Source organism: Rhodococcus sp. C26F, from assembly GCF_053345925.1.
In genome coordinates this window covers 190,712-207,797 of sequence record NZ_JBKFBA010000003.1, presented here as the reverse complement: position 1 = coordinate 207,797, position 17,086 = coordinate 190,712, and the positions used below count along the sequence as shown (strand labels likewise).

General features: G+C 70.8%; 16 protein-coding genes. 4 read left to right on the top strand and 12 right to left on the bottom strand.

The genetic code is table 11. The features are described from left to right. Positions 1-41: 41 nt before the first annotated feature. Positions 42-911 (bottom strand): dTDP-4-dehydrorhamnose reductase, encoded by an 870-nt coding sequence (gene rfbD / locus ACLBYD_RS06175; RefSeq protein WP_447815782.1) that lies wholly within the window; start codon positions 909-911, stop codon positions 42-44. Between the two features lie 296 nt (positions 912-1,207). Between rfbD and ACLBYD_RS06170 the strand changes: the two genes are divergently transcribed. Then, a complete protein-coding gene (locus ACLBYD_RS06170) occupies positions 1,208-2,701 on the top strand; it encodes an LCP family protein (protein WP_447815865.1) in 1,494 nt (497 codons plus the stop codon). Positions 2,702-2,721: 20 nt separating this feature from the next. Then, positions 2,722-3,432: a TIGR03089 family protein gene (locus ACLBYD_RS06165; protein ID WP_447815781.1), complete on the top strand. Its 711-nt coding sequence runs from the start codon at positions 2,722-2,724 to the stop codon at positions 3,430-3,432. On the opposite strand, the gene ACLBYD_RS06160 is transcribed toward ACLBYD_RS06165, so the two are convergent. From ACLBYD_RS06160 to ACLBYD_RS06130, 7 genes are all read right to left on the bottom strand, one after another. Beyond that, complete coding sequence (locus ACLBYD_RS06160; RefSeq protein WP_447815780.1) at positions 3,410-3,784, bottom strand: hypothetical protein; 375 nt, start codon at positions 3,782-3,784, stop codon at positions 3,410-3,412. The two genes, ACLBYD_RS06165 and ACLBYD_RS06160, sit on opposite strands and share 23 nt — an antisense overlap. Positions 3,785-3,992: 208 nt before the next feature. Then, entirely contained in the window at positions 3,993-6,437 is a 2,445-nt protein-coding gene (locus ACLBYD_RS06155; RefSeq protein ID WP_447815779.1) for an FtsX-like permease family protein, read from the bottom strand. After that, the gene (locus ACLBYD_RS06150) at positions 6,434-7,219 is read right to left on the bottom strand and encodes an ABC transporter ATP-binding protein (RefSeq protein ID WP_447815778.1); all 786 of its coding nucleotides are present in this window, start codon (positions 7,217-7,219) and stop codon (positions 6,434-6,436) included. The genes ACLBYD_RS06155 and ACLBYD_RS06150 overlap by 4 nt, the downstream gene beginning before the upstream one ends. Before the next feature lie 112 nt (positions 7,220-7,331). Further along, entirely contained in the window at positions 7,332-8,060 is a 729-nt protein-coding gene (locus ACLBYD_RS06145; RefSeq protein ID WP_447815777.1) for a response regulator, read from the bottom strand. A gap of 1 nt (position 8,061) precedes the next feature. Next, positions 8,062-9,252, bottom strand: a complete 1,191-nt coding sequence (locus ACLBYD_RS06140; RefSeq protein ID WP_447815776.1) for a sensor histidine kinase — start codon at positions 9,250-9,252, stop codon at positions 8,062-8,064. A gap of 12 nt (positions 9,253-9,264) precedes the next feature. Further along, the gene (gene purE / locus ACLBYD_RS06135) at positions 9,265-9,777 is read right to left on the bottom strand and encodes a 5-(carboxyamino)imidazole ribonucleotide mutase (protein WP_019288515.1); all 513 of its coding nucleotides are present in this window, start codon (positions 9,775-9,777) and stop codon (positions 9,265-9,267) included. Then, positions 9,770-11,044 (bottom strand): 5-(carboxyamino)imidazole ribonucleotide synthase, encoded by a 1,275-nt coding sequence (locus ACLBYD_RS06130; protein WP_159417873.1) that lies wholly within the window; start codon positions 11,042-11,044, stop codon positions 9,770-9,772. Before ACLBYD_RS06130 ends, purE begins: the two co-directional genes overlap by 8 nt. 156 nt (positions 11,045-11,200) lie before the next feature. Between ACLBYD_RS06130 and ACLBYD_RS06125 the strand changes: the two genes are divergently transcribed. After that, a complete protein-coding gene (locus ACLBYD_RS06125) occupies positions 11,201-11,734 on the top strand; it encodes a GtrA family protein (protein WP_024101520.1) in 534 nt (177 codons plus the stop codon). A 12-nt stretch (positions 11,735-11,746) separates the two neighbouring features. Here ACLBYD_RS06125 and ACLBYD_RS06120 read toward each other — a convergent pair whose 3' ends face one another. The 4 genes from ACLBYD_RS06120 to ACLBYD_RS06105 form a co-directional block, all read right to left on the bottom strand. Then, complete coding sequence (locus tag ACLBYD_RS06120) at positions 11,747-13,054, bottom strand: sensor histidine kinase (RefSeq protein WP_271036819.1); 1,308 nt, start codon at positions 13,052-13,054, stop codon at positions 11,747-11,749. Positions 13,055-13,064: 10 nt separating this feature from the next. After that, positions 13,065-13,748, bottom strand: coding sequence for a response regulator transcription factor (locus ACLBYD_RS06115; RefSeq protein ID WP_024101522.1), 684 nt, complete (start codon positions 13,746-13,748; stop codon positions 13,065-13,067). 96 nt (positions 13,749-13,844) lie between these two features. Further along, positions 13,845-14,414 (bottom strand): PH domain-containing protein, encoded by a 570-nt coding sequence (locus ACLBYD_RS06110; protein WP_252172957.1) that lies wholly within the window; start codon positions 14,412-14,414, stop codon positions 13,845-13,847. A gap of 55 nt (positions 14,415-14,469) precedes the next feature. Beyond that, positions 14,470-15,315 (bottom strand): biotin--[acetyl-CoA-carboxylase] ligase, encoded by an 846-nt coding sequence (locus ACLBYD_RS06105; protein WP_447815775.1) that lies wholly within the window; start codon positions 15,313-15,315, stop codon positions 14,470-14,472. 116 nt (positions 15,316-15,431) lie between these two features. Here ACLBYD_RS06105 and ACLBYD_RS06100 point away from each other — a divergent pair, with 116 nt between their 5' ends. Then, complete coding sequence (locus tag ACLBYD_RS06100; RefSeq protein ID WP_019288520.1) at positions 15,432-17,072, top strand: acyl-CoA carboxylase subunit beta; 1,641 nt, start codon at positions 15,432-15,434, stop codon at positions 17,070-17,072. Positions 17,073-17,086 lie beyond the last annotated feature (14 nt).

Here is a 17,086-nt window from a genome sequence, read left to right as displayed (position 1 = left end):
CTCGACGGTGTGCGACACCTCACGGGCCGCTTCGTCGGATGTCATCGTGCAGGCGGCACGACTCCGTCACCGGCGATCGCCTCGTGCAGTGCCTCCCGCCACGGACGGAAGGGTGTCAGGCCGGCGCCGATCCACGCGCTGTCGTCGAGCACCGAGTAGGCGGGCCGGGGCGCGGGGCGGACGAACTCGTCGCTGCTGCACGGGTGCACCCGCTCCGGATCGGCGCCGATCTCCTCGAAGACCGCCCGGGCGAGGTCGAACCACGTCGCTTCCCCGGCGTTGGTCGCGTGCAGGATCCCACCGGGGATGCCGTCGGCGCGGGAGGCGAGTTCGAGCAGGCCGTCCGCCAGGTCGCGGGCATAGGTGGGGCAACCACGCTGGTCGTCGACGACGCGCAGGGTCTCGCGTTCGCCCTCGAGTCGCCGCATGGTCGCGACGAAATCGTTGCCGTCACCCGTGTACACCCAGGCGGTGCGCACGACGTGCGCGGTGGGCAGCGCCTCGAGCACCGCTCGTTCACCTGCGAGTTTGGTGCGGCCGTAGGCCGTGCGCGGGCCGGTCGGCGCGTCCACCCGGTAGGGCTCGGTCGCGTCGCCGGCGAAGACGTAGTCGGTGGAGACATGGACGAGACGAGCACCTTTGTCGGCACAGACGGCGGCCAACACGCCCGGGCCCGTGCCGTTCACCACAGCGGCCCGGTCCTCGTCGGTCTCGGCCGCGTCGACGGCGGTGTACGCGGCGGCGTTGATCACCACGGATCCCGGTTCGACCGCGGCGGCCACGGCCTGCGGATCGGTGATGTCCACCTCGGACGATCCGACACCGCGGATCGGCATCCCCGCCGCGGTGCCGCGGTGCGCGAGATGACGGCCGAGCTGGCCACGGGCTCCGGTGACGAGAACGCTACGCACTCGGAGAAGTCTGGCACGCCGGAGTGGTGCGCGCCGGGCGAGCGTCCCCACCAGTAGCCTTCAACCGAGAGCTACATACACAGACCCCGTACCACCCACAGGAGGAGTACCAGGTGCCGCCAGAGCCGCGTCGCCGCACCGGCCGACGTCCCGACCCCACGGGACGTCGCACCCGCGCGGGCGATCCGACAGCTGCCGACGGCAGGTACGGGTCGGATCCCGGTCCCCGGCAGTCCCGGCGTTCCGCCCGTCGCGAGCCGCCCTCGCGCAGCCCCGGAGCACCGGCGGAGGCGCGGGTGTACAGCGGCAGGCCGTGGCAGATCGCCGTCGCGATCGCGGCGTGCCTCGTGCTGGTCGTCACCGGTGTGGCGTGGCGCAGCGTGGACGCGCTGCAGTCGTCGCTGGCCTCGGTCCGCGGCCTGGCCCTCGGCGACGGCGAGGACGGCGCCGTCGACATCCTGCTGGTGGGCACGGACAGCCGCACCGACGCGCACGGCAATCCCCTCTCCCAGCGCGAGCTCGACGCGTTGCGCGCGGGTGAGGAAGTGGCGAACAACACCGACACGATCATCCTGATCCGCGTGCCGAACGACGGCCGGTCTGCCACCGCGATGTCGATCCCCCGCGACACCTACGTCGAGGTGCCCGAGATCGGGATGTCGAAGATCAACGCGGCCTACGGCGCCACGAAGGCGAACCGGCGTGCCGAGCTCGTCGAAGCGGACGCCGACGCGACCGAGGCCGAACTCGAGAAGGAATCGACCCAGGCGGGCCGGGAGGCGCTCATCGAGTCGGTCGCCGACCTGACGGGGGTGACGGTGGACCACTACGCCGAGGTCGGACTCCTCGGCTTCGTGCTGCTCACCGACGCCGTCGGCGGTGTCGACGTGTGCCTGAACGCACCGGTCGACGAGCCGCTGTCGGGTGCCCGTTTCGATGCCGGTGAGCAGACCCTGCAGGGTTCGGACGCACTGAGCTTCGTCCGCCAGCGTCACGACCTGCCGCGCGGCGATCTCGACCGGATCGTGCGGCAGCAGGTGTTCATGGCGTCGCTGGCACAGAAGGTCCTCAGCGCCAAGACGTTGTCCAACCCGTCGAAGGTGAGTCAGCTGACCGCCGCGGTGCAGCGCTCGGTGGTGCTCGACTCCGATTGGGACATCATGGCGCTCGCGACCCAGCTGCAGGGCCTCGCCGGTGGCGACGTGACCTTCTCGACGATCCCGGTGCAGGACATCAACGCGATGACCGACTACGGCGAGTCGGTCGTGCAGGTCGATCCGGACGAGGTGCGCTCCTTCGTCGCCGAGCTGATCGGCCGCGAGCCGGACGGCAGCGAGACCACCTCGACCCCGGTGCCCGCCCCCGACATCGACGCGTCGACCGTCACGGTCGACGTCGCGAACGCCGGATCAGTGTCCGGCCTGGCATCCCAGGTCTCCGCGGTCCTGTCCGAGAAGGGCTACGTCGAAGGTGAGGTGGGCAACTACACCGGTTCCGGGGTGGGCACGTCGACGGTCTTCGGTGCCGACGAGGACTCCGACGAGACCCGCGCGGTGGCCGCGGCGCTCGGTGGTCTCGCCACCGAGTCCGATCCCTCGCTCCCGGCCGGCACCGTGCGGGTCGTGCTCGCCGGCGACTACACCGGCCCCGGCTCGTCGTCGTACTCCGGTTCGTCCATCGCCGCATCCGCCTCCGACATCGGCGTGAGCCCCGCCGGTGGCACCGCCACTCCGGCTCCCGCCGCACCGCCCATCGACGCGGGCTCCGACGGCCCGCGCTGCGTGAACTGACAGCCGAGAAGAAGGACATCGTGACCACCCTGACCGACGCACTGCTCGACCCGATCCTCGCCGAAGATCCGGCGGGTCCGCGGATCACCTGGTACGACGACGCGACCGGCGCGCGGATCGAACTGTCGGCGCTCACCCTCGCCAACTGGGCCGCCAAGACGGCCAACATGATCCGCGATCAGTTCGGCGTTCTTCCCGGCGGTCGCGTCGCGGTGCTGCTGCCGGCCCACTGGCAGAGCGCAGCGGTGCTGCTCGGTGCGTGGTGGGCCGGCGCCGAGGTGGTGCTCGAGGCCGACCCCGATGCCGATCTCGCTCTCGTCACCCCCGACCGGCTGGACGAGGTCGACACGGTCGCCGAGGTCGCGGCGTTGTCGCTCGACGCCTTCGGTGCACCCGTGCGCGACCTGCCGCCCGGGATCACGGACTATGCGACGGACGTGCGGATTCACGGCGACCAGTTCCGATCCTCCGGTGCGGGCGACGCGGTGCTCACCGGACGCTCGCAGTCGGACGTGCTCACCGCCGCCACCGAGGCGGCGTCGGCGGCGGGTATCGGCAGCAGCGACCGCGTGTTGTCGTCCCGGTCCTGGTCGCAGCCCGACGATCTCGTCGCCGGACTGCTCGCGGTGCTCGCGGCCCGGGCGTCGCTGGTGCAGGTGAGCAATCCCGACCCGGAGGTCACCGAACGCCGCGTCGCGAGCGAGAAGATCACGGTTCGTCTGGACGGGTGATCCCGCGCTCCGCGCGGTAGCCGCCATCGGCGAGTCCCGCCTCGATCTCGAACCTGTTGCGGGACCCCGGGTTGCGGAGTTCCTCCCACAGATAGCGCACCGCGAAGCCGATGCCGTAACGGGCCCACTGGTCCGCGTGCACGGATTCGTGGCGCAGCAGCGCGCGCGACGGTGGCCTACGGGTGAGGAAGACATCGCCGACGGTGGTGCCGCCGCGCGCGAAGCCACCGCGCATACCGCTGCAGACGAACAAGCCGAACTCGTCGTCGAAGGACACCGAGCCGCCCCAGGCCCTGCCCCACACCGTCGCGAGCGCGGTGACGAACCGCACCGACGGGACCCCGCGCGACACGCGTATCGCCCTGGCACGCTTCCGGTCCCGTCCCGACACGGCTCGAGCCTACGCCGACTCGATCGGTCCGATCCTCTGCCGACTTCGTCGGCCCGATTCTCGGCCGGTCGTCTCGAACCGCCGATTCGACGACGAACGCGCCCGAGCCGTGGAAGGACTCGAGCGCGTTCCGGTCGACCGGGAGCACCGTCGGGCGGAGGACCGACCGTCACCCCGCCATCGCCGCGACCGGCGACACCCGGCTCGCGCGCTGGGCGGGGACGAGCGAGGCGACGACGCCCGCGACACCGCCCACCAGGACAATCGCCGCGAGCTGCCACCACGGCACCGAACCGAGTGCGATGTGGCCCGGGCCGATCACCGAGGCCGTGCCGGCCGCCCCGAGCAGCAGGCCGAGCACCACGCCGAGCAGCGACGCCACGCCGGCCATGATCGACGCCTCCCGCACGAGCAGACTCCGCACACCGGCCCGCGAGAGACCCACCGAGCGCAGCATCGCGGTCTCCCGTCGCCGCTCGAGCACGGACAACGCCATCGTGTTGCCCACGCCGATCAGGGCGATCACCACGGCCACGGACAGCAGCCCGCCGACGATCAGCAGCATCGTGTCGAGGATCTTCTCGAGCATCTGCCGCATCTGTACCGCACCGACCACCTCGCTGCCCGGAACCTCGGCCGCGGCGACCCGAGACAGGTCGTCGGAAACGGCGACGAGGTCCTCGTCCGACATTCCCCGATCGAGTTTCAGCCACACGGTGTCCGCCGTGACGGGGCCGGCGACGGCGGTCAGGTCGCTCCACTCGATCATGTCGGGCATCCCCGGCTCGGTCGTGGCGACGGTCAGCTCGCGGGTGCCCACCGGGCCACCGACGGTGACGACGGCTCCGTCGTCCACGCCCACCGACCTCGCCAGGGAGCGTTCGAGCACGATCGTCCCGGCCTCGGGCAGGCGCACGTCGGTCCGGACGGTCGAGGCCATCGCCGCGGGATCGACGCCGAGGACCGACGCCTCCGTGCCGCCGATCGTGAGGTCGACCGTCGCGAGCTCGGCGCCGCTGCTCACCCGGTCGACCGCCGTCAGCCGCTCGGTCACCTCCGGTGCGAGCCCGTCACGTTCGGGCGCGGTCACGGCCATGTCGACGGGGAACTGCTCGTCGATCACGTCCGGCGCCCCGGCCTCGAGCGTGCCGATCCCCACGACGAGGGTCGAGGTCAACGTCACGCCGATGAACAGCGCGGTGGCCGTCGACGCGGTGCGGCGCGGATTGCGCCGGGCGTTGCCGGCGGCGAGCACCGCGAGCGGACCACCGGCACGGGCGAACACGTCCCCCACCGCACCGACCGCGGCGGGCACGAGACGGCGGGAGGCGAGCACCACACCGACGAACAGCAGCAGTCCACCCGGGCACGCGACGAGCACGTTCGCCATGACGACCCCGAGACCGAGCAGGGCCGTGCCCCCGACGATCGCCAGCGCGGCACAGATGCGGCGCACCCACGAATCGCGCACCGGTTCGGGGCGGGTCTCGAGGGGCTGCAGGGCCGCGAGCGCCCGCACGCGGGTCGCCGCCCGCGCGGCACCGTTCGCGGCGACCACCGTCATGCCCGTTCCCACGATCAGACCCGCGATCACCGTGGTGGTCGTCACCGAGACCGACGTGAGCGGGATCGGGGCGTCCACGGCCCGCGCCACGGCCACCACGGCCGCGGCGAGTCCGGACCCGCCGAGCACGCCGAGGACGGCCGCGACGAGGCCGACGACGAACGCCTCGCCGCGGACACTGCGGCGGACCTGGGCGGACGTCACACCCACGCAGCGCATCAGGGCCAGTTCGCGGGTGCGCGCGGCGAGCAGGACGGAGAAGGTGTTGGCGATGACCAGGCCGGCCACGACCACCGAGATCGCCGCGAAGCACAACAGGACGTTGCGCAGCAGGGCGACGTCCCCGACGTAGTCGTCGGCGACCGCCGTGGCGCGATCGGCACCCGGCACGACGTCGACGCCCGGCACCGGCGCGAGTGCCGCTCGCACGGCGTCGGCGTCACCGGCTGCACGGACCTCCCAGTCCGTCGTGTCCCCGGACCACGACCGCACCTGCGCGGCGTCGCCGAAGACCGATCCCGGGCTCAGGGCGAGCGGTGATCCGTCGAGATCGACGACACCGACGACCTCCACGGTGGTCGGGGGGACGGAACCCGTCGGGCCGGCGACGGTGATCTCGTCACCGATCGCCCGGCCGGACGACGAGCCGACGGCGACCTCACCCGGGTTCGACGGCCAGCGGCCGTCCCCGAGCTGCTGCCACCGCAGGGCGCCCTCGGGTGCGATGCTCGTCGCGGTGCCGTTCGAGGACGACCCGTCGGCGCCGATCAGCCGGACGGGACCGCTGACGTCGAGCGCCGCCGCCTCGACGCCCGGTGTCGTGGCGACCAGCGTGAGCACCTCGTCGGGTGCGACGGTGGAGTCGGCGGGAAGAGCGACGGCCGCGACCCCCTCGTACCGGGCCGCCGTGGATTTCGAGACCGACGCACTCACCGTGTCGCCGAGCACGAGGGTGGTGACGACGAACGCGACCGCGACGAAGACCGCCAGCACGGACGCGGCGTACCGCCCCCGATGGGCGCGGGCCTGGGCCAGGACGAGATGCCTCATCGGACCGGCACCACCGTTCGGGAGGTGCGCAGGTCGCGCATCGCATCGATCACCGAATCCGCTGTGGGTTGCGCGATCTCACCGGCGAGCCGGCCGTCGGCGAGCAGCACCACCCGATCGGAGTAGGAGGCCGCGACCGGATCGTGCGTCACCATCACCACGGTCTGACCGGTCTCCCGCACGCTCGACCGGAGCATCGAGAGCACCTCCCCGCCGGACTGCGAGTCGAGGTTTCCGGTGGGTTCGTCGGCGAAGATCACGTCGGGCTGCGGCAGGAGCGCCCGCGCGACGGCGACGCGTTGCTGCTGACCGCCGGACATCTCGTGGGGAAGGTGGTCGAGCCGGTCGGTCAGACCGAGCCGGCCGGTCACCTCGTCGAACCACTCGGGCGTCGGGCGCGAGCCGGCCAGCCGCATCGGCAGCAGGATGTTGTCGCGGGCGGTGAGCACGGGCAGCAGATTGAACGCTTGGAAGACGAATCCGATGCGGTCGCGGCGCAGTTCGGTGAGCACCGCATCGGGGGCGGTGCTGATCTCGACGTCGGCGCGGCGGCCGTCACCGTGGAGGATCACGCGCCCGGAATCGACACCGTCGAGACCGGCGAGGGCGTGCATGAGCGTCGACTTGCCGGATCCGGACGGTCCCATGATCGCGGTGAAGCGTCCCCGCTCGAAGGCGACGGACACCCCGTCGAGGGCACGCACCTCGGCGTCGCCGCGCCCGTAGACGCGGGCGACCCCCCGGGCCGAACATGCCGGTACGAAAGAGCTGATCGAAGTCATGCTTCGACGCTAGAAACGATGCGGCGCACGCACATCGACCCGCGAGTCGATCTTCGCCGCCCCGGTGTCCTACCCCGGGAGGACCGGTCGTCTCCGGGATGGCACCACGGTCCTACTCCCCCGAGCCGAGCAGATCGTCGGGATGCACGAGACCGGCGCGGAAGGCGAACAGCACCGCCTGCACGCGGTCGCGCGATCCCGTCTTCGCCAGCACCCGGCCCACGTGGGTCTTGACGGTCGTCTCGGAGAGCACGAACCGCTCGGCGATCTCCCCGTTGGTCAGGCCGTGCGCCATCGCGACGAGCACCTCGAGTTCGCGCGGGGTCAGATCCTCGGGCACCGCGACCGGCACCGCGCGCCGCTCCGCACCGTCGAGCAACGGCGAGACGTGGTGCAGCAGTGAGCGGGTCGCGCGCGGGGCCATCACGGCGTCACCGCGGTGCACCGTCCGTACCGCGGCCAGCAGGTCCTCGGGCGGCGCGTCCTTGAGCAGGAAGCCGCTCGCACCGGCGGCGATCGCCTGGACGACGTAGTCGTCGTTGTCGAAGGTTGTGAGCACCACGACCTTCGGCGCGTCGGCCGAGCGCAGCAACGACCGCGTCGCCGAGATCCCGTCGACCCGCGGCATCTGCACGTCCATCAGCACGACGTCGGCGCGGACCCGTTCGAGTTCGGCGACGGCGGCCTCGCCGTCGGACGCCTCGACGACGACCTCGATGTCCGGCTGCGATTCGAGCACCATGCGGAAACCGGCGCGCACGAGCTGCTGGTCGTCGACGAGCCCGACACGGATGGTCGTGTCGGATCGGGTGTCGCGGGCGGGTTCGGTCACGGACGCCACCCTAGGGGGAGACCGCCGGTGCGGGCAGTTCGGCACGGACCCGGTAGCCGCCACCGTCCCTCGGACCGGCCGCCGCGCGACCGCCGTGCAGCCGGGCCCGCTCCTCGATACCGGTCAGCCCCTGCCCACCCGGGCGGGCCTCGACGAGCGCCGCCGCTCCCCTGCCGTCGTCGACGATCTCGACGACGAGCGTGTCGGGCCGCCAGTCGAGACGGACGTGGGTGCGGGCGCGGGGACCCGCGTGCTTGAGGACGTTGGTGAGCGATTCCTGCACGATCCGGTAAACCGACAGCCCCAGTCCCTCGGGCACCTCGCGGCTCTGCCCGTCGACCGAGAACTCGACCTCGAGCCCGCTCGTGCGCATCTGCTCGACGAGCGCCGGCACGTCGCCGACGCCTGGTGTGGTGGTGAATTCGCGCGGCGTGTCCTCACGGAGCACCGACAGCAACCCGCGCATGTCGGTCAACGCGCGACGCCCGGTCTCGGCGATGGTGGTCAACGCCCCCGCGGCCGCCTCCGGGTTCGTCGCGGCGGCGTAGCGACCACCGTCGGCCTGCGCGATGATCGCCGTGAGCGAGTGCGCGACGATGTCGTGCATCTCCCGGGCGATGCGGGTGCGCTCCTGGGTGGCGGCCAGTTCGGCCTCCTTGAGACGTTCGAGTTCGAGCAACCGGTTGCGCTCGGTGAGCGAATCCATCTCGCGCAACCGCAACCCGCGGACCCGGCCGAACGCCCACACACCGGCGAGGAAGACCGCGACGAAGGTGGCCGTCACGAACGCTTCGAGCGCGGTGCGGCCGTCGTAGCCGAAATAGCGCACCCCGGCGAGTGCGCCCCCCACCACCGCGACGGGCAGCGCGGTGTTGGCGGCCCACCGCGGAGCGTAGGCGGCGAGCGCGTACACCGCGATCGGCACCGCGATCGCCGAGATCGGCAGGACCTCCGGCAGGACGAGCAGGTGCGCGTAGGCGGCGAGCGCGACGAGCGAACCCGCCACCACCGGGCGGGTCCTGCGCCAGGCCAGCGGCAGCGTGAGCGCGAGGGTGACGAACAGACCCGCCACCGATCGCGCGTCCGCCACGTGCAGGGCGACCCCGAACAGGGCGAGCACCGCGGCCAACGCCCCGTCGATCACTCCGGTGTGCCCGCGGGCCCACCGGTTCCAGCGTTCGAGCAGTGGGGTCGTCTGCACGGCGACGCTCCGTCAGCCGAGCAGCTTCTGCCGCAGCGCCTCGTCCTTCTCGAGCACCATCTGCTCGAGACCCGCCTGGAACTTCTCCATCTGCTCGCGCAGCGCCGGATCGGAGGCACCGAGGATGCGCGCGGCGAGCAGACCCGCGTTGCGGGCGCCGCCGATCGAGACGGTGGCGACGGGGACACCGGCGGGCATCTGCACGATCGACAGGAGCGAGTCCATACCGTCGAGGTACTTCAGCGGCACCGGAACACCGATCACCGGCAGCGGGGTCGCCGAGGCGACCATGCCGGGCAGGTGGGCGGCGCCGCCGGCGCCCGCGATGATGACCTTGATCCCGCGACCGGCGGCGTCCTTGGCGTAGTCGAGCATCCGCTGCGGCGTGCGGTGCGCCGAGACGACACCCACCTCGAAGCGGATCCCGAACTCGACCAGCGCCTCGGCCGCGGCCTGCATGGTCGGCCAGTCCGAGTCGCTGCCCATGATCAGGCCGACCTGTGCACCCTGTGCCACGTCACTCACCGCTTTCTCCCGTGTGTTCGTTCCAACCGTCGGTCCACACCGCGTGCGAGAGCCAGTGCGCCGCGCGTTCCGCGCGTTCGCGCACGGCGGCGACGTACTCGGGATCGTCGATCGACCCGGACGGCGCGCCGAGCACGTTGACGTGGCCGATCTTGCGGTCCTTGCGCTCACCCTTGCCGTAGAGGTGCACGTGCACGTCGGGCATCCGGGCGAACAGGTGGTGCAGTCGCTCGTCCATGCTCATCGCCGGCGCCTCGGGCGCGCCGAGCACGTTCGCCATCACCGTCACCGGCGCGATCGGGCTCGTGTCGCCGAGCGGGTAGTCGAGCACGGCGCGCAGGTGCTGTTCGAACTGGCCGGTGCGGGCACCGTCCATGCCCCAGTGACCGGAGTTGTGCGGACGCATCGCCAGTTCGTTGACGATCAGCTCACCGGAGCGCGTCTCGAACAGCTCGACCGCCATGACACCGACGACGCCGAGCTCACCGGCGATGCGCAGCGCGAGCTGCTCGGCGGCGGTGGCGACGTCCTCGGGCAGGTTCGGGGCGGGTGCGATGACGACGGCGCACTGGCCGTCGCGCTGGACGGTCTCGACGACCGGCCACGACGCGCCCTGGCCGAACGGGGACCGCGCGACCATCGCCGACAGCTCGCGCGTCCACTCGACCTTCTCCTCGGCGAGGAGCGGGACACCGGCAGCGAGCTGGTCGGCGACGACCCGCTCGAGTTCGGCGTGGTCGTCGAGAATCCACACGCCGCGGCCGTCGTAGCCACCGCGTGCGGCCTTGAGCACGTACGGATCGCCGAGCGCGTCGAGGGCGGCGCGGGCATCCTCGACGGAGGTGATCTCCGCGAACTTCGGCATCGGTGCGCCGAGCTCACCGAGCCGCTTGCGCATCGCGATCTTGTCCTGGGCGTAGATCAGGGCCTGCGGGGGCGGCAGCACCGCGACGCCTTCGCGCTGCAGGACCTCGAGATGTTCGGTCGGAACACCCTCGTGGTCGAAGGTCAGCGCGTGCGCGCCGGTCGCGGCGCGGCGGAGGGCGTCGAGGTCGTCATGGCTGCCGAGCACCACATTCGGGCTGACCTGCGCGGCGGGTTCGTCGGCGCTCCCGGCGAGGACGCGGAGCGTCTGGCCGAGCGCGATCGCCGCCTGATGGGTCATCCGCGCGAGCTGTCCACCACCGATCATCGTGACGACCGGCATGCCCGTCGTCAGGGTGCGGGGCGTATCGGATCTGGGGGACGATTCAGGTCTGCCTGTCACGGCTGTCCATGGTGTCACAGCATGTCGTGACGTCGTTCCGCTGCTCCCCCGCCGAGCGTCGAGGGACCTCCCACCGGCCCGCGCAGCGGTGTGGGAATGCCGACATGTGCGGTCGGGTTTCGGAAATTCACCTCTTCGTTTCGTACACTTCTCCAAGTGACAATCGTCGATGAAGCGTTGAGCAGAGTTCCCCAGCCTTTCCGGGGGCTGTTGCTCCGGCATCGCGAATTGATCAAATTCGCCATCGTCGGCGGCACCACCTTCGTGATCGACTCGGCGATCTTCTACACGCTCAAGCTCACAGTTCTGTCCGAGAAGCCGGTGACCGCCAAGATCATCGCCGGTGTCGTCGCGGTGATCTGCTCGTACATCCTCAACCGCGAATGGTCCTTCCGTAATCGCGGCGGTCGCGAGCGCGCCCACGAGGCGTTCCTGTTCTTCTTCGTCAGCGGTATCGGCGTCGTGCTCTCGTTCATCCCGCTGTGGATCTCGAGTTACGTCTTCGACCTGCGCGTACCCGAGGTGAGCCTCGCGACGGAGAACATCGCCGACTTCGTCAGCGCGTACATCATCGGCAACCTGCTGCAGATGATCTTCCGCTTCTACTGCTTCAAGAAGTTCGTATTTCCGGAGGAGATGGTCCCGGACGCTCCCCTGGGCGAGCCCAGCGAGCAGCTCGACCGCTCTTGACGGGAAGAAGGTCTAGCGGGGTTCGCGCGTGCCGGTCGGCGTATAGGTGTCCCGATCGCGGGGCGCGCCGAGGAACAGCGCGAACAGTGCCGGCCGGCGTCGCTGCAGTTCGAGGCGACCGCCGTCGGCCTCCGCGAGGGCACGTGCGAGCGCCAGTCCCACCCCGGTCGACCCGCCGCCGGAGAAGCCGCGGTCGAAGACGTACGGCGCGACCTCGTCGCTGACGCCCTCACCCTCGTCGGCCACCTCGACACACACCGTGACGTCGCCGCGGGTCGCGACCTGCCGCACCGAGACCGTGCACGTGCCTCCTCCGTGCACGAGCGCGTTGTCGACCAGCACCGCCACCGCCTCACGCAACCGCGAACCGGTCACCGCCGCCCGCAACGACGGATCGCCGCGCAACACCAGTTCCCGTCCCGCCTCCTCGTAGGGACCGCGCCAGTCGGCGACGACACCGGTGAGTTCGCCGACCACCGAGACGTCGGTGCGCTGGTCGGCACTGCTGTCGCGGGACTGGCGCACGAGACCGTCGATCGCGGTGGTCAGCCGGTCCACCTGCGCCATGGCCGCCTCGGCCTCCTCCACCACGGCAGGATCCTCGTGGGTGGACAGCTCGTCGAGCCGCAGCCGGATCGCGGTCATCCGGGAGCGGAGCTGGTGCGAGACGTCGCCGACGAGCGCGTGCTCGCGCTGCAGGCGGTGCGAAATCTCGACGGCGGCCGAATCCAGCACGTCGGAGACGCGATCGAGTTCGGGGATACCGTGCCGCCGGGCCACCGGGCGGAAGTCGCCCTCGGCGAGACGGGCCGCCCGGTTCGCCACGTCGCGCAGCGGGTCGGCGAGTCTTCGGGCGGTCGCCACCGCGACCAGCGCCCCGGCCGCGACGGACAGCAGCACCAGCAGGCTCACCGCGGCGAGCACCTGCTGCTGCAGAGTCCGCATGCTCTCCGAGGGCACCTCGATGAGAAGCGAGCCGGACGTCCCCATCGACAACGACTCGACGATCGACGCCCCGAGCACCGGCGTGCCGATGTCCAGCCGCGCCGCGACGTTCTCGGGTGTCGGGTAGACCACGACGGCCCGCCCGTCGGTGGGGACGAGCAGACGCAGGGAACTCGTGTCGAGACCACCGACGACGAATCCGTCGGTGCCCTCCTGGGCGATGATCTCGTCGGCCATGCGTTCGAGCCGGTTCTGCAGGTCGCGGCGGGCGGTGTCCTCGACGAACAGGAACGCCGTGTAGGCCAGCGGAATGCCGAGCAACAGCGCGACGAGCAGCACGGTCGCCAGGACGGCGTTGAGGATGCGGCTGCGCACGCCGGAGACGCTAGTCGGTGTTCAGCCGGAAACCGACACCGCGCACCGTGGCGATGCGACGTTCCCCGGCCGGCCCCTCGTCGCCGATCTTGCGGCGCAACCACGACATGTGCATGTCGAGCGTCTTCGAACCGCGCAGGTCGGCGTCGCCCCACACCTCCTCGAGGATCGCGTCGCGGGAGACGACCTGTCCCGCGTGCTCGAGCAGCACACGCAGGAGCTCGTACTCCTTGTTGGCGAGCGTCACCTCGGAGCCGTCCACGAGGACACGGCGCGCGGCACGTTCGAGCCGGATCCCGGCGACGTCCACGATGTCGTCGTTCTCCGGGCCGCCGCGCCGGCGCAACAGCGCGCGCACACGCGCCATGAGCTCGGCGAGACGGAACGGTTTGCCGACGTAGTCGTCGGCGCCGGCATCGAGACCGACGACGAAGTCGACCTCGTCGGTGCGGGCGGTGAGCATGAGCACGGCCAGATCGGAGCGGCTCGCCCGGATCTGGCGACACACTTCGAGTCCGTCCATCCCGGGTAGACCGAGGTCGAGGATGAGCAGTTCGAACCTGCCCGACAGTGCCTGTTCGAGCGCGGCCGGACCGTTGTCCTCGACGGTCACGTCGTACCCTTCGCGTCCCAGCGCGCGGGACAGCGGTGCAGCGATTGCGTCGTCGTCTTCGGCGAGTAGAACGGCAGTCACCACGCCAGCCTACGGATCGGGGTTCGCTTTGTCGGGATTACCGGCGGGTCGTGTCGGCGCACCTGCGACTCGCGTCGGCGCACCTGCGACTCGCGGTCACCACGCCTTGCGGTGCTCGTGCCCGTGCTCGTCGCGCCGGTAGCGGGTGGTGTGACGGTCGTCGGGGCGCTGGTCCTGCGCGTCGAAGGCCTGCCGGTAGAGCAGGGCGTGCACCTGCTGGACGTCGGGGATGTCGTCGAACTCGATGGGATCGTCGGCGGCGGAGACCACGACGAGCGTGCCGGTCCGGAGCATCCGGTCGACGAGGCCGTGCCGGAACTGGACGTTGCTGATCCGGCCCATCGGGATGTCGATACCCGTGTGGGTGAGCACACCGGTGCGGACGAGGACGCGCCGGTCGGTGACGATGAAGTGCGTGGTGAGCCACCCGACGAAGGGAGGGACGCACCGCCAGCCGACGAGGCCGATCCACGCCGCGGCCACGGCGAGGCCACACCAGGTCGCGGCGGCACCGTCGAGCCGGGCCTGGACGAGTCCCAGCAGGAAACCGGCGACCATCGTCGACACGAGGAAGGTGGCCGTCGGCAGTACGAGAGACTTCCAGTGCGGATGCCGGTGCAGCAGCAACTCTTCCTCGGGTGCGAGGGCGTCCTCCGGGTATCCCATACCGCCCACGATGGCATATGTCGGTCTTGTACCGATGCGAGCGGTCGCAGGGTGCTCAGACCGGTCGCAGATGTGTGATGTCGCCCGCAGCGACCGCCACGGACTCTCCCCCGCCGTCGGGGCGGATCACGATCCGGCCCTGGTCGTCGACGTCGGTCGCGACGCCGTGCAGTTCGGTGTCGCCGGGCAGGATCGCACGGACGCGCTGCCCGACCGTGCTGCATCGTTCGCGGTAGGCCGCGGCGAGTTCGGTGGTGTCCCATCCCGCGCGGGCCCACGCCCGGATCCGCTCGCCGAAGCCGGCGAGCAGCGCCTGCGCGAGCGGCGTGCGATCGAGTTCGGTGGCGTCCTCGAGCAGCAGCGAGGTGGCGGTGGGGACGGGCAGTTCGTCGCGTCCGAGGGTGGCGTTGATGCCGATGCCCGCGACGACCGTGGGCACCGGCGAGGTGGCCGCGACCTCCACGAGGATCCCGGCGAGCTTGCGTCCGTCGACAAGGACGTCGTTGGGCCACTTCAGTTGTGCCGCAACGCCGGTCACGGATCGCACGGCGTCGACGGCGGCGATGCCGCACAACAGCGGGAGCCAGCCGAGGTTCTGCAGCGGGCACTCGGGCAGCCGCAGCAGGACCGACACGATGACCTGCGCGCCGGGCACACCGTTCCAGGTGCGCGAGTGGCGACCGCGGCCGCCGTGCTGGAACTCGGCGAGCAGCACGCGACGGTCGTCGCCGGTCGCGGCGACGGCGAGCAGATCCGCGTTCGTCGAGGCCGTGTCGGCGACGACGTCGAGACGTGTGTAGAAACCTTCGCGCTCGACGCCGACGAGGGCATCGCGCAACGCCGCCTCGTCGAGCGGTGTGCGGAGGGCGAGGAGATCGGTCGTGGGCAGGTCGGATGCCATGTACACAGCCTAAAGTGGGCCTTCGCTACCTACCCGCCGGTAGGTCCGGAGCGGTGGTCCGGCCTTCGGGACCTCGATGCAGCGGCCTTGTATGACGATCGCTAAGCTGACTGGCCATGACCACTGTCCAGGAGCCGTCCGCGCCCGAGGCGGCGAGTACGCCCGATATCCACACCACCGCCGGCAAGCTGGCCGACCTGCGCAACCGTCAAGCACAGGCCAAGGTCCCGGTCGGTGAGGCCGCAGTCGAGAAGGTTCACGCCAAGGGCAAGCTGACCGCTCGCGAGCGCATCCAGGCGCTCCTCGACGAAGGATCGTTCGTCGAGCTCGACGCCCTCGCTCGCCACCGCAGCACCAACTTCGGCCTGGCCGACAACCGTCCGCTCGGCGACGGCGTCGTCACCGGCTACGGCACGATCGACGGCCGCGACGTCTGCGTCTTCTCGCAGGACGCCACCGTCTTCGGCGGCAGCCTCGGCGAGGTCTACGGCGAGAAGATCGTCAAGGTCATGGACCTGGCCCTCAAGACCGGCCGTCCGCTGATCGGCATCAACGAAGGCGCCGGCGCGCGCATCCAGGAGGGTGTCGTCTCCCTCGGCCTCTACGGTGAGATCTTCCACCGCAACGTGCAGGCCTCCGGTGTCATCCCGCAGATCTCGCTGATCATGGGCCCCGCGGCCGGTGGTCACGTCTACTCCCCCGCTCTCACCGACTTCGTCGTGATGGTCGACCAGACCAGCCAGATGTTCGTCACCGGCCCCGACGTCATCAAGACCGTCACCGGCGAGGACGTCACGATGGAGGACCTCGGCGGCGCCCACACCCACATGGTCAAGTCGGGTGTCGCGCACTACGTCGCCGACGGCGAGCAGGACGCCCTGGACTACGTCAAGGACCTGCTGTCCTACCTGCCGAGCAACAACCAGGCCGCTGCACCGCGCCTCGCGCCGAGCGACCCGATCGAGGGTGCGATCGAGGACTCCCTCACCGCCGAGGACATCGAGCTCGACACGCTCATCCCGGATTCGCCGAACCAGCCGTACGACATGCACGAGGTCATCCGTCGCCTGCTCGACGACGACGAGTTCCTCGAGGTCCAGGCCGAGCGCGCGAAGAACATCATCGTCGGCTTCGGGCGCGTCGACGGCCGCAGCGTCGGCATCGTCGCCAACCAGCCCACGCAGTTCGCCGGCTGCCTCGACATCGACGCGTCCGAGAAGGCCGCGCGCTTCGTCCGCACCTGCGACGCGTTCAACGTGCCGATCATCACGCTCGTCGACGTTCCCGGCTTCCTGCCCGGCACCGAGCAGGAGTACAACGGCATCATCCGCCGCGGCGCCAAGCTGCTCTACGCCTACGGCGAGGCGACCGTCGGCAAGATCACGGTCATCACCCGCAAGGCCTACGGCGGCGCGTACGACGTCATGGGTTCCAAGCACATGGGTGCCGACGTCAACCTCGCATGGCCCACCGCGCAGATCGCCGTCATGGGTGCCTCCGGCGCCGTCGGCTTCGTCTACCGCAAGCGCCTGCTCGAGGCCGCCAAGAACGGTCAGGACGTCGACGCGCTGCGCCTCGAGCTGCAGAACGAGTACGAGGACACCCTGGTGAACCCGTACGTCGCCGCCGAGCGCGGTTACGTCGACGCGGTGATCCCGCCGTCGCACACGCGCGGTCAGATCGTCTCCGCGCTGCGCCTGCTCGAGCGGAAGATGGTTTCGCTCCCGCCGAAGAAGCATGGAAACATTCCGCTGTGACGCTCGGCGGCAGG

What these genes read in the sequence shown, in the direction of transcription:
- ACLBYD_RS06105 (WP_447815775.1), bottom strand. Translation starts at nt 15,315, where the DNA reads ATGGCATCCGACCTGCCCACGACCGATCTCCTCGCCCTCCGCACACCG.
- ACLBYD_RS06110 (WP_252172957.1), bottom strand. Translation starts at nt 14,414, where the DNA reads ATGGGATACCCGGAGGACGCCCTCGCACCCGAGGAAGAGTTGCTGCTG.
- ACLBYD_RS06155 (WP_447815779.1), bottom strand. Translation starts at nt 6,437, where the DNA reads ATGAGGCATCTCGTCCTGGCCCAGGCCCGCGCCCATCGGGGGCGGTAC.
- ACLBYD_RS06150 (WP_447815778.1), bottom strand. Translation starts at nt 7,219, where the DNA reads ATGACTTCGATCAGCTCTTTCGTACCGGCATGTTCGGCCCGGGGGGTC.
- ACLBYD_RS06100 (WP_019288520.1), top strand. Translation starts at nt 15,432, where the DNA reads ATGACCACTGTCCAGGAGCCGTCCGCGCCCGAGGCGGCGAGTACGCCC.